The following is a 12,386-nucleotide window of genomic DNA, read 5'->3' on the forward strand; positions in this document are numbered from 1 at the left end:
GCATCCGCGATAGCGCCTCGCGGCGCAAGCGTTGCCCCTGTGCGGGGCGGCAGTTACTTTCTTTGCCGCCGCAAAGAAAGTAAGCAAAGAAAGCGGGCTCACACCGCCAATCCTTGTCACTTACCCACGGGCTCTCAACGTCCCCGCACTTCGCGCGGCACCGCGCTAAACGCGTCCGTTGCCAACGCGCTCGCCATGCGCTTCGCCCGCTTCATGCACCCGCGCAAACGCCAGCCACATCTCACGTTTCGCGCCCCCTTGCGGCAAACTCTGTGTCGGTTGTCCCGCCCCATCGGACAGTGCCCGAATTGCAAACCCAATTTGAAGCCACAGTGTCTTATCAGTAGCAATGGTTTCGTGTGTGGCGCGATCGGCTACACAGAGTTTGCCGCATTGGGGCGGGGGGGATGTTCGTGCGCGCGTGGTACAACGCAGGTACGTGAAGTGGGTGAGGCAAACGCAAATGCGCTGACAACTCGCGCGTGCTAGTACACTGCGGTGTGAAATGTGGGGACGTCGAGAGCCCGTGGGCAAATGTCAGAGGCTGGCGGTGTGAGCGGCTTTCCTTTGCCTACTTTTCTTTGCCGCTGCAAAGAAAAGTAGGTGCCGCCCCGCACAGGGGCAACGCCCGCGCCGCGAAGGCGCAACGCGGATGCGCACGCAAAGGGCAAACACACACCGGCAACCCCCGCCGCGAAGCAAAACAGCAAAAAGCAAAGGCAAACAGACGCAAGACCAAAAGCGTCGCAGACAAAACCAAACCTAAAACCAGGAGCACACCTTGACGACAGCACTTTTCCTCACGGCAGCCGGCGTCGGCCTGGCCGTCGCCGCCCCCGTCGGGCCGATGGGCATGCTCTGCATCCGTCGCACGCTCACCGACGGCCCGCGCGCCGGTCTCGCGATCGGCTTCGGCATCGCGAGCGGCGACGCCATCTACGGCCTCGTCGCCGCGCTTGGCCTCGTCAGCGTGTCGCAGTTCATGCTTGCCTACGACAAGCCGCTTCACATCGTCGCGGGCCTCTTTCTGCTGTACCTCGGCATCCGCACGATGCTGCAGAAAGTGCCCGCCGACAACGGCAACGGCACTGACAACAGCGACGGCAAGCTCGCGAACATCGGCCACGCGGGCGCGCTGAAGGCCTTCGCCAGCGCACTGCTGCTCACGCTCACCAATCCTCAGACGGTCATCATGTTCGCCGCGCTCTTCACGACGCTGGCGCCGCGCGGGCCGTTCTCGTCGGCCGTTGCGCTGACCACCGTGTGCGGCGTGTTTTGCGGATCGATCGCGTGGTGGTGTTTCCTCGTGACGGCCGTGTCGCTCGCGCGGCATGCCATCGGACACAAGCTGCGCGTGATCATCGACCGCATCGCAGGGTTCGCGCTCGCGGCGTTCGGCGTGATCGAAGTCAAGCGCGCGATCTGACACGGGCAAGCCCGCCCGCAGATCGAGGGTCGCTCGCGTGCGGCCCTCGATTTATCTCTAGCTCACCCGTCGAGCTCAACGTTTAGCACAGCCGTTCAGCGTCATGCCCGCGCGAACCGCGCGCGCCACAATCCGTCGAGCGAATACAGCGCGAGCGCGATCCAGATCGCGCCGTATCCGATCAGCTGCGCCTCGCCGAACGGCTCGCGATAGACCAGCACGCCGATCAGCAACTGCAGCGACGGCGTTACGTACTGGATCAGCCCGAGCATCGACAGCGGAATGCGTCGCGCGCCCGCCGCGAACAGCAGCAGCGGCACGGCCGTGATCGGTCCGGCCAGCGCGAGCAGCGCCTTCACCCCTAACGACGCCGTGCCGAAACCGCTGCCTCCCGACGACGAAACGAAAAACAGGTACAGCACGGCGACGGGAAAGAGCAGCACCGTTTCGAGCGTCAGCCCTTCGAGTGCGCCAAGCTGCGCTGTCTTGCGCAGCAACCCATAGCCCGCGAAGCTGAACGCGAGCGCGAGGCTGATCCACGGCGGATGGCCCGTCTCCCACGTGAGCCACAGCACGCCGCAGGCAGCAATCGCGACGGCCAGCCACTGCACGCGCCGCAGACGCTCGCCGAGAAACGCGAGACCGAACAGCACGTTGATCAGCGGATTGACGAAATACCCAAGGCTCGCCTCGACGATATGCCCCGCGTTGACGGCCCAGATATAGATGCCCCAGTTCGTCGACAGCAAGAGCGCGCTAGCCGCGAAACGCGCGAGCAGGCGCCGGTCGCGCAGCACCGGCCCGAGCCAGCGCCATTGCTGGCGCACGGTGAGCACGATGAACAGGAACAGCATCGACCACACCATCCGGTGCGCGAGCATTTCCACAGGAGAAATCTGATGCAGCGACTTGAAGTAGACGGGGAACAACCCCCACAGGGTGAACGCAAGCAATGCGTAGGCGACGCCGGGATTCATTTTTATCGGTCTGCGGATGGGATGCTGGATGAAACGCACGAGCGGATCGGGCGCAGGAGCCTCGCCGGGCATGGCACGCGCCTGGCGGCTCGCAGGCGTAGCCGTCGCGCCAGCCATGCATTGTAAGCCAGGTGTCGGGCAGCGCCCTATGCCGTGGATCTGCGCGTAATCGTACGCGTCAGCGCCGGTTTTGCGACAATAGCGGACTCTCGCCGCGACGCCGCCCGTCCGGATCACGAGCGGATCGACACCGAAGCGGGACCGAAGCGGGACTGAACCGTCACGGAACGGCACCGAACCGGAGCCGAACCGAACCGAACCGAACCGGAACCGATCCGCGACCAGACCGCGCGACCCGCAGGCACGGGCGCGGCGCCCCGGCGACAGCACCGGCAAGTTTGCCCGCAACCTTTTACGACCGTCCGCGGTCCGCGCAATGGCCCTTCCCCACATCGATCTCCTGTATTCGGCATCCGGTCTTTTCGTTGGCTTTCTGGTCGGGCTGACGGGCGTCGGCGGCGGCTCGCTGATGACGCCGATCCTCGTTCTGCTGTTCAACATTCATCCGGCGACGGCCGTCGGCACGGACCTGCTCTACGCCGCCGCGACCAAGGCGACGGGCACGTTCGTGCACGGCGTGAAGGGTTCGATCGACTGGCAGGTCACGCTGCGCCTCGCCGCCGGCAGCGTGCCGGCCGCCACGGTCACGCTGATCCTGCTGCACCGCTACGGGATGAATTCGCCGCGCGGCGCCCATCTGATTTCCGTCGTGCTGGGCGTGGCACTGCTGATCACGGCGATCGCGCTGGTGTTCCGGCCGCAACTCACCGCGTTCGCGGCTGCGCGCAAGCGCGCGACGGGCCAGGGCAGCACGCTCGCGCTGACGATGCTGACGGGCGCGGTGCTCGGCGCGCTGGTGTCGTTGACTTCCGTGGGCGCGGGCGCGATCGGCGTTACGGTGCTGCTGCTGCTCTACCCGCTGCTGCCGACCGCGCGCATCGTCGGCTCGGACATTGCGCATGCCGTCCCGCTCACGCTGCTCGCGGGGGCCGGGCACTGGCTGCTCGGGTCGATCGACTGGTCGTTGCTGGTGTCGCTGCTGATCGGCTCGCTGCCGGGCATCGTGATGGGGAGCTATCTGTCGTCAAAGGCGCCCGACAAGCTGCTGCGCAACCTGCTTGCCGCGACGTTGACACTCGTCGGCGTCAAGCTCGTGACGGCCTGACGAACGGCCATCGGCGACGCCAGCCGCGCGCCGCCGTTCCTGCGCATCTCACTGCGATCACTTGAAGAAGCGGCAGTTCAGATCGGTCTCGAACTGGCGCACCCAATGGCCTGCCGTGTCCTCGTGATACGACTGCGCCCAGCCGCCGCGCCGTATCGTCAGCAGACGCGACCGATGCGACGTGTCGTCGGGATCATCGCTTGCCGTGATGTCGAAGTGCGCGGGCGCAAAACCATGTCGCGCGCATACCAGCTCGAATGCCGCGCGTTCGCCGATCGGCAGATCCGTGTAGGTGAAGCGGGTCGTGTCCATGCCATCGCTCCATGAAGCCTCATTAGCTTCACAGTACTGCACCCCATGGGTAAAAAGTGTGTCACGGCGCACATGAACGAAGATCCGTCGCCTTTGGGCGAAGGCTTTCACGTACGTGGGACGACGGACCCGCTCACTGCCCGCCCACCGCCCGTTTTCTGTCACCTGCCCGTCACGCGGCCCGTCTTTTTTCTGCATGTTCTGCGGGCCGCGCGACCTCTCAGGTCACTTCGGCACGTTCACCGTGCCTGACCCGATCTGAATCGCATTCGCACCCGGGCTCGCCGAAATGGCGGGCAGATTGGCCACCGTCAGGGCAGGCGCAGCACCCGCCGTGCCGCCGCGCGGCACCGTGCGGATCACCTGTGACGGCGGCAGCGGCGCGCCGTTCTTCAGGTGACTCCACATCAGGTTCAACGCCTGGACGTTGTAGTAGTGCACCGGAATGAAGCGCGTATCGAAACCGGCCGTGCTCAGGAATGCGTCGAAGTGCTGCCCGTTCAGCACTTCATAGAACGCCAGCTGGCTCTTCGATCCTTCCGTGATGCTGTTCATCGCCAGATACGCGCGCGATGCGTGGTTCACGGGCACGAGCGCGTCGCTGCGTCCTTGCACGATGATGGCCGGCTTGCCGTGCAGATTCGCGTTCACGCGGATCGCGTTGACGTTCTGCTGCATGCGCGGATCGCCGCCGTCCACAGTGCGCGCAGGCACGCGGCGCCCGCGTAGCTCGCGTCGGCCGTCGCCAGCCGATGGTCCGCGCCGCCCGGCGCCGTCGAGTTGTCGTACACCAGATTGATGCCGTTGGTCGGCGGCACGCCGTTGCCCAGGCCGAATATCGACAGCATCGGCGAGACCGTCGGCGCCACGCCCGCCGCGCCCGTCGACGCGTTCGTCGTGCCGAAGCTGAAGCCGCACAGGTTGTCCGTCACGCTCGACTTCGTGTACGCGTTCGCATACGTGACGGCGACGGCGGGCACGGCCTGTGAATCCCACATCGGCGCGTGCAGCAGATCCGAGTCGGTTTCATAGCCGGCCGCATGCAGGCGATTGAGCGCGTCGTTCGCCTGGCTCGTTTCGTCCGCGCCGCTCACGAAGCCGCCCGCCGCGAGCGAGGCGCAGCGCGCCTGGCGGATTGCATTGGTGGTCGCGGTGGGCAGCGCCGTCAGATAAGGCGCGCCCGCCGCAGCCGTCGCGGCCGCCGCGCACGGCTGCAGCATGTTCGCGTAGGTCATGTAGTCGGCGAGCGGCGCGCCAGCGGCAGGAATCGGCACGCCGCCTTCGAGCACCTGCGCCGCCGGCGCCATGTTCAGATTGATCTGCGGCTCGCCGACCACGACGGCCGTGATCCAACCTTGCGTGTCCTGCTCGGCGGCTGCGAGCGACGCGCCGCCGCCGTTGCTCACGGAAGCCGCGATCGTCGTGATGCCGCCCGCGCGATATCGCACGCCATGCTGTTGCGGGTCGTTATTGACGGTCGGCGCGAACTGCTGGTTGAGCGCCCAGTACGCGAACTGCACGGCTTCGAGCGTGTCCTTGCCCCAGTCCTGCTCGGGGTTCTGCTGCGAGTGCGCGTGCTTGAACGCGTAGCGGTTCGGGAACGCCGCGTTGTACGTCGCCAGATCGCCCGACGAAACGTTCGCGGTGAACAGGCTGCGCGTGCCCGCCGTCTGCGTCGGCGCCAGCGTGCCGTTCATCAGCGTGACCTGCGTCGTGCCGAGTTCTTCCGCGCCGTTGCCGCTGCCCTTGTCGGTGTACGCGACGGCGCAGCCGCGCTTGAGACCCCACTCGCCCGCCGCCGATATCGCGCCGTACACGCCGCGCGAGCCCGATGACGTCGCTGTGACGATGCAGGGATGGTTCGGATCGAACGACTTCGGCACCTGGACCATCAGCGTCACGTTCTGCTTGCCGCTGCCGTCGTCGGCATAGGCGAGGTATTCGGTGCCTGCGATCTTGCCTTCGCCGAGCGTGTCGTTGCCGTTCAGATCGACGTTGGGCCCCCAGAAGCGCCCATAGCCGCCGTTCGACGACATGTCGACGAGCGCGCGGTAATTCGACCATATCGCGAGGCGCCGCAATTCCGCGGCGGTGGGACTGGCGGCATTCGCGAACGTAGGCGGCGTCGCGCTGCCGAGGCCCGACTTGCCAAGACCGCCCGTCAGGAGGTCGTCGCTGTTGCCGTCGTAGGCCGTCGTGGTGACGCTGCCCGACACCACGAAGGAAGGCAGCGCGTTGGCCGTCTGGCCCGGATGGTCGTCGTCGTGGCCACATGCGGCGAGCAGGAAGGACGCCGCGGCCGTGCAAAGGGCGGCGGCGGTACATCTGAACAACACATTCCCTGTCATTGTTCGTCTCCGGTGTTTTGTTGTCGATGCCGTGCCGTGCCCGGATGCAAGCGATGCACAACGCAGTGGGCGCGACTGCGGCGCTGCTCCGATGCAAGTTTCGCGCCGATTGGCCGCTATCTTTGCAACGCGATTGGTCTGACGCGTTGTGGCCTCGGCTTTCGTTGGGCTCGGCGCCCGTTTTGCTGTTGCGAACGAGCGAGACGCCCGGCGCGCATCGTCTTTAAACGGAGACAGCCGGAATGCCTGAGCGCCCGCCGCGCCGCTTACGAACCGTTGCAACGCCCGCCAGACGCGGCTTTCAGCGATGACGCGCGGCATGTCCACACAAAGAGACTTCCGCCGCGCAGTCGCGTTTCGTAGAGCGCGGCGCGCCGTCGCATGGGTGTCGGCCGCGCGAATCCGATGCGCGCGCAACGAATCGCCCGCAAAAGGCCCGGACGGAGACCCGCAAAACAGCCGCCCAAAACGAAACGGGCTGCCTGTGCAAAGGGAGCCCGCTTGTCATTCTGACCGGTAAGCACGCCACATCGTGCAGCGTGCGTCCGGCGCTCAGTGCGCCGCCGCCCGCCGACGGAATGCGGTCCGTCGGCGCTGGCGCGGCAACTTCGCTTACTGCTGCTGAACGTTGATCTTGTTCGACACCGACGTCACGCCTGCCACGCCCTTCGCGACATCGCCAGCCTTCTGGATCTGGTCGTTGTCGGGCGCCGTGCCCGTCAGCGTGATGGCACCGCCGTTGGCGCGGACGTTGATCGCCGACACGTCGAGGCCTTGCGTCTTCGCCAGCGCCGAGCGGACCTTGCGGCCGAGCGCGCGGTTTGCCTGCTTGGCGGTTTTCGCGTTGGCGGCGGGCGCTGCCGGCGCCATGGAGTCGCTTGCCTGGGCATACGTGTGGCATGCGACGACCATTGCTACGACACCACCCAGTGCCTTCAGAAAATCGACCGATTTCATAACTTCTCCTTTTGCTTTGGTTTGGACCGCGTTTGACTAGCGGCTGGTTACGACTGCGGGCGGCCCGATCGCGTGCGCGCGCAAACGCGCAACGAGGCGATGGCGAGCCTGGAGCGTTATCACGGTCTGCGAGAGAGGCATGGGAAGTGGCGACGGCCTGCGCGCTGCACGGTGCATGACGATGCGCGGCGCCGGCCGCCCGCCGCGGCGCTGGCAGCGTGCCCAGGTCTGGTAGGAAGTCTGCCCGGGTCGCGCTGCGCCAACGTTTGATTCGCGGCAGCGTTGCCAATGTAATCTAGCCTTGAAAGTTCTGCAAAGGATATCGCGTGTCATGCACGGTTCGCGGCGCCGCCTTGGCGCGATTCGCACGTCGCAAGCGGAGCTTCACGTAACGCCGAGCGGGCATGGCGGGCGTCGTTGGCGGGGGCGGCTTTCGGGGCGGCTTTCGGGACGGCTTTCGGGGCGGCTTTCGGTGCGGACATCGGTGCGGACATCGGTGCAGCCATCCGTGCGCCCATTCATGTGCCCAGTCATGCTCCCATCAGCCGACCCGGCGGCCCGCGCGGCAGCGCCCGGCGGAAGCGAAGTCGCGCGTTGCTCGCGGCCCCCGAGGTCACTTTTTGTTACGCGTTTGTCGCGCGGCGATCCGCCCGGGCGCGCCGCCGCGCCGTCAATCTCATGTACCATCGGCGCGAACGTCGAAATGGGCGCCCCCGGCGCCTTGCGACACCCGGCCACGCACGCATGGCGGCCGCCCGCGATGCCGCCGGGCCGCCACGCAAGCCCGCGTGGCGCGCCCGCCCGACAAACCAAACTCACCTGACAGTCAAGCATTCTCATGAAGCCTTCCGACGGACGTCGCCCGGAACGCACCGCCCAACGCAAGCCCCCGCCCCGCCTCGTCGCCCGGTTCGTGGCGATTTCATGGCGCGACCTCGCCGTCTCGTTCGGCCCGATCCTCGTGATCAGCGCCGTGGCGATCTATGTCGCCGTGCGCCTGATCCAGCCCGCGCCGCCCAGCACGATGACGATGGCGGCGGGTCCCAAAGGCAGCACTTTTTGGGTCGCCGCGCAGAAGTACAAGGAGATCCTCGCGCGCAACCGCATCACGCTGAACGTGCTGGAGACGGAAGGCTCGCTCGATAACTACCGGCGCCTGACCGATCCCCACGCGAACGTCGACGTCGGCTTCGTGCAGGACGGCGTCGCGCCGCAGAAGTCGACGGACAATCTGATGTCGCTCGGCAGCGTCGCGTACGTGCCTGTGGCGATCTTCTATCGGGGGCCGATGGTCACGCTGCTGTCCGAGTTCAAGGGCAAGCGCATCGCGATCGGCGCCGAAGGCAGCGGCACGCGCGAGCTGGCGCTGCAGCTGCTGAAGGCCAACGGCATCACGCCCGACGGACCGACCAAGCTCTTGTCCCTGTCCGGCGACGACGCCGCGAAGGCGCTCACGGAAGGCAAGATCGACGCGGCTTTCCTGACGGGCGACTCCGCCCAGCCGCCTGTGATGGGCAAGCTGTATCGGACGGCGGGCGTGCAGTTCTACGACTTCACGCAGGCGGGTGCGTATGCGAAGCGCTTTCCGTATCTGACGCAGATCGAAATGCCGATGGGCTCGTTCGACCTCGGCAAAAATCTGCCGTCGACCGCGCTCCACATGGTCGCCCCGACGGAAGAACTGGTCGCGCGCGATTCGCTGCACCCGGCGCTGTCCGACCTGCTGATCGAAGCGGCGCGCGAGGTGCACGGCCGCGCGACGGCGCTGCAGAAGGCGGGCGAATTCCCGGCGCCGCTCGCCCGCGACTTCCCGATCAGCGACGACGCCGCGCGCTACTACAAGTCCGGCAAGAGCTTCCTGTACCGCGTGCTGCCGTTCTGGCTCGCGAGTCTCGCGGACCGGCTGCTGGTCGTGCTGGTGCCCATCATCGTCGTGCTGATTCCGGGGCTGCGGCTCGTGCCGTCGCTCTACGCATGGCGCGTCAAGTCGCGCATCTACCGCTGGTACGGCGCGCTGATCGCGATCGAACGCGAGGCGCTGGGCGATACGTCGGCGGCGGACCGCGAGGCGCTCGTCGAGCGGCTCGACAAGATCGAAGAGTCCGTCAATGGGCTGAAAATGCCGCTTGCGTATGCGGATCAGTTTTATGTGCTGCGCGAGCATATCGGCTTCGTGCGGGCCCGCCTCACGCGCGATTCCGAAGCCGCGCGCGACGCGGGCAGCGCGTCCCAGGCGCCCGTCCCGAGTCCGGGCGCGATTGGCCGGGCCCAGGCGCGAGCGGCGAGCCACGCGGGGCCGTCCGATCGGGAGACCGATGGCCAGCCGGACCGGGAAAGCGAGGAAGCGGGTCACGGCGGTTCGGGCTCGTGAAGCGCCCGGCGCCAAATTGCAAACCCGACGCAAGCGCGGCGCAAACGCGCGCAAATTCAACGTGAATGCAACGCAAATGCCCGCCCCGTCTCTGGCATGGTCGGGTTTTGGTGTGCCGCGCGCTGCTGCGACGGCATTTCGTCCAATGATGCGCACGCGGCGTGCTCCGCGTAAGATCGAAACAACCAGAACGGGCTGAAGCACGGCACCACCGACAGCCCGACGTTCAGGCAACCGGGAGACATCATGACCAATGGCATCGACGCCACGCAGCCACTGTGGTTTTACGACTTTGTCTCACCGTTCTCGTATCTGCTTCTCGAACAGCACGACAAATGGCCCGAGCTGCCCTTCGCGCTGACGCCCGTGCTGCTGCACGAGCTGTATCGCCACTGGGGGCAGCGGGTCGCCTACGACGTGCCCGCGAAACGCATTTTCACGTACCGGTATGCGCTCTTTCGCGCGGAGCAACTGGGCATTCCGTTTCGCATGCCGCCCGCCCATCCGTTCGACTCCATGAAGCCGATGCTGCTGTCGATCGCGCTCGGCTCCGACCTGCACACGGTGCGCGAGATTTTCCGCTTTATCTGGCGCGATGGGCGTGATCCGTCCACGCCGGATGGTTTCGCCGATCTGTGCGAGCGTCTGAACGCGCCCGACGGCGCAGAGCTGATCGCGCGCGAAGCGACGCGCGCGCAACTGGCGCGCAACGTCGCGGATGCGATCGCGCTCGGCGTGTTCGGCGTGCCGACCTTCTGGCTGAACAAGCAGTTGTTCTGGGGCGAAGACGCGCTGCCGATGGTGCTCTACTGCGCGCGCACGCCGAACTGGCTCGACTCGAAGGAAGTGAAGCGGATCACGTCGCTGCCGTCCGGGATGGCGAAGGCCTGAGCGGCGCCGCGGCGCATGCCGCCGCGTGGAGGCTGCGCCGCGAGGAGGCCCGCCGTGATGCCCGTCATATGGCGTCCGCTATGGCTTGCGCAGGGCAAACGGGCCTATGGTTATAGCTTCGCGCGCGTGCGCGCGGCCTCGCATCGGAACAGCCGCCGCACGCGCGATGCCGTCTGACACACGCATTCGAAACGCCTTAACGGGCCTGCACCGCCCCGCCGATTCATGGACGACACCGCCGCTTCTCTCGATATCTGGCTCGTGCGCGTGCTGCGCACGCTGCTGGTCGAGCGCAGCGTCACGCAGACGGCGCTGCGGCTGAACCAGACGCAACCGGCCATCAGCACCGCGCTGCGCAAGCTGCGCGAAACGCTGAACGATCCGATTCTCGTGCGCGGCAAGTCCGGCATGGTGCCAACGGAATACGGCGAATCGCTGCTTGCGTCGGCGCAGAAGGTGTTGCGCGACGTCGACTTCGTCGCCACGCCGCATGGCGACTTCGAGCCTGACCGCTCGCGCCGCACGTTCCGCATCGCCGCGCCCGACTATCTCAACGACTTCTTCATGCCGACCGTGATCGCGCAGTTTCGCGAGGCGGCGCCGCATGCGCGGCTCGAGATCGAGTCGCTGGGACCGCTGTTCGATCACGCCGGCGCACTCGATGCGGGCGAGCTCGACCTCGTGATCGGCAACTGGCCGAAGCCCGACGCGCGCTTCGAGCGCAGCGACCTGTTCTCCGATACCGTCGTGTGCATGATGCGCGCCGATCATCCCCTCGCGAAGGCGCCTCTCACGCGCGACGCCTATCTCGCCGCGCCGCATCTCGCGCCCGCTCACTACAGCGGCGCGCGCGGCGGCGCAATCGATATGGGCTTCGCGCGCGCACACGCGTCGCGCCGCGTCGTCGCGACGCTGCCGTACTTCGGGCTCGTGCCGCAAGTGCTGCTGCAATCGGACCTGATCTTCACGACCACGCGCCGCTTCGCGCTGCATTACGCGGAGATGCTGCCCCTCGCCGTCGTCGATGTGCCGATCCCGTTTCCGCGCATCAAGTGCTATCAGATGTGGCATCCGCAGCCCGACCGGCCAAGCGATGTCGCGTGGCTTCGCGGCCTGATGGCGCAAGTGTCGGAGCGGCTGGTCGCGAAGAAGGCGCGGCGCTCGCGGACCACCGCGAAGTCGGACCAAACGAAGACGGACGAAAAGAAGACGGGAAAAAAAACAGACGCGGCGAAAACTTCCGCCGCGCCCGCTGGAGGAATCGGCGGATGAATCAGACGCCTGCGCACTCCGCCTGCTGAACAGGCGCGAGATCGGCCAGCGAAATCTGCTGCGACCTCACCTGCAGCAACTCCGCGCACACCGCGACGGCAATCGACGTCGGCGCCTTGTCGACGATACCCGGCACGCCGATCGGACACGTCATCTCGAACAGGCGCAGCGAATCGACACCGCGATCGATCAGCCGGCGCTCGAACTTCACGCGCTTGGTCTTCGAACCGATCATGCCGAAGTACGCAAAATCGCGCCGGCGCATGATGCGCTCGGCCAGCGCGAAATCGAGCGCGTGGTTGTGCGTCATCACGAGGAAGTACGCACCGGCGGGTGCCTGGTCGACGATAGCGTCGGGCGTGTCGGTCGCTTCGATCTGCACGTTCGCGGGCACCTCGTCGGGGAACAGTTCGTCGCGCTCGTCGACCCATTGCACGACGCAAGGCAGCCGGCCGAGCAACGCGATCAGCGCATGGCCGACGTGCCCCGCGCCGAACAGCACGATGTGCATCGGCGGCGGCAGCTTCGTCGCATGGCCGCTGCTTCTGCCGATCTGAACGGGCGTCTCCGCGAAAGACGGAACGTGCATCATGTCGGGCTCCCTTTT

Annotated in this window: 10 protein-coding genes and 1 pseudogene; 6 read left to right on the forward strand and 5 right to left on the reverse strand. The window is 66.5% G+C overall.

Annotated features, from left to right (window positions below; genetic code table 11):
• Positions 1-781 precede the first annotated feature (781 nt).
• On the forward strand, positions 782-1,426 hold the full coding sequence (locus H3V53_RS24140; protein ID WP_336600111.1) for a LysE family translocator: 645 nt from the start codon (positions 782-784) through the stop codon (positions 1,424-1,426).
• 101 nt (positions 1,427-1,527) lie between these two features.
• Here H3V53_RS24140 and rarD read toward each other — a convergent pair whose 3' ends face one another.
• Complete coding sequence (gene rarD / locus H3V53_RS24145) at positions 1,528-2,403, reverse strand: EamA family transporter RarD (RefSeq protein WP_336600156.1); 876 nt, start codon at positions 2,401-2,403, stop codon at positions 1,528-1,530.
• A 436-nt stretch (positions 2,404-2,839) separates the two neighbouring features.
• Between rarD and H3V53_RS24150 the strand changes: the two genes are divergently transcribed.
• Positions 2,840-3,628: a sulfite exporter TauE/SafE family protein gene (locus tag H3V53_RS24150; protein WP_336600112.1), complete on the forward strand. Its 789-nt coding sequence runs from the start codon at positions 2,840-2,842 to the stop codon at positions 3,626-3,628.
• 57 nt (positions 3,629-3,685) lie between these two features.
• Here the strand turns inward: H3V53_RS24150 and H3V53_RS24155 are convergent, their stop codons facing one another.
• From H3V53_RS24155 to H3V53_RS24165, 3 genes and pseudogenes are all read right to left on the reverse strand, one after another.
• On the reverse strand, positions 3,686-3,940 hold the full coding sequence (locus tag H3V53_RS24155) for a hypothetical protein (RefSeq protein WP_336600113.1): 255 nt from the start codon (positions 3,938-3,940) through the stop codon (positions 3,686-3,688).
• Between the two features lie 225 nt (positions 3,941-4,165).
• Positions 4,166-6,288: pseudogene (locus H3V53_RS24160) on the reverse strand (D-(-)-3-hydroxybutyrate oligomer hydrolase).
• A 612-nt stretch (positions 6,289-6,900) separates the two neighbouring features.
• Complete coding sequence (locus H3V53_RS24165) at positions 6,901-7,245, reverse strand: BON domain-containing protein (RefSeq protein WP_336600114.1); 345 nt, start codon at positions 7,243-7,245, stop codon at positions 6,901-6,903.
• Between the two features lie 838 nt (positions 7,246-8,083).
• On the opposite strand from H3V53_RS24165, the gene H3V53_RS24170 reads away from it, so the two are divergent.
• The 4 genes from H3V53_RS24170 (at position 8,084) to H3V53_RS24185 (ending at position 11,779) form a co-directional block, all read left to right on the forward strand.
• Positions 8,084-9,616, forward strand: coding sequence for a TAXI family TRAP transporter solute-binding subunit (locus tag H3V53_RS24170; protein WP_336600115.1), 1,533 nt, complete (start codon positions 8,084-8,086; stop codon positions 9,614-9,616).
• Between the two features lie 246 nt (positions 9,617-9,862).
• Positions 9,863-10,507: a 2-hydroxychromene-2-carboxylate isomerase gene (locus H3V53_RS24175; protein WP_336600116.1), complete on the forward strand. Its 645-nt coding sequence runs from the start codon at positions 9,863-9,865 to the stop codon at positions 10,505-10,507.
• A gap of 54 nt (positions 10,508-10,561) precedes the next feature.
• Positions 10,562-10,684: a hypothetical protein gene (locus H3V53_RS24180; protein ID WP_336600117.1), complete on the forward strand. Its 123-nt coding sequence runs from the start codon at positions 10,562-10,564 to the stop codon at positions 10,682-10,684.
• A 48-nt stretch (positions 10,685-10,732) separates the two neighbouring features.
• Positions 10,733-11,779, forward strand: coding sequence for a LysR substrate-binding domain-containing protein (locus tag H3V53_RS24185; protein WP_336600118.1), 1,047 nt, complete (start codon positions 10,733-10,735; stop codon positions 11,777-11,779).
• A gap of 1 nt (position 11,780) precedes the next feature.
• Here H3V53_RS24185 and xdhC read toward each other — a convergent pair whose 3' ends face one another.
• Entirely contained in the window at positions 11,781-12,371 is a 591-nt protein-coding gene (gene xdhC, locus H3V53_RS24190) for a xanthine dehydrogenase accessory protein XdhC (RefSeq protein WP_336600119.1), read from the reverse strand.
• Between the last annotated feature and the right edge of the window lie 15 nt (positions 12,372-12,386).

This window comes from Paraburkholderia bengalensis (genome assembly GCF_037126505.1).
Lineage (GTDB): Bacteria > Pseudomonadota > Gammaproteobacteria > Burkholderiales > Burkholderiaceae > Paraburkholderia > Paraburkholderia bengalensis.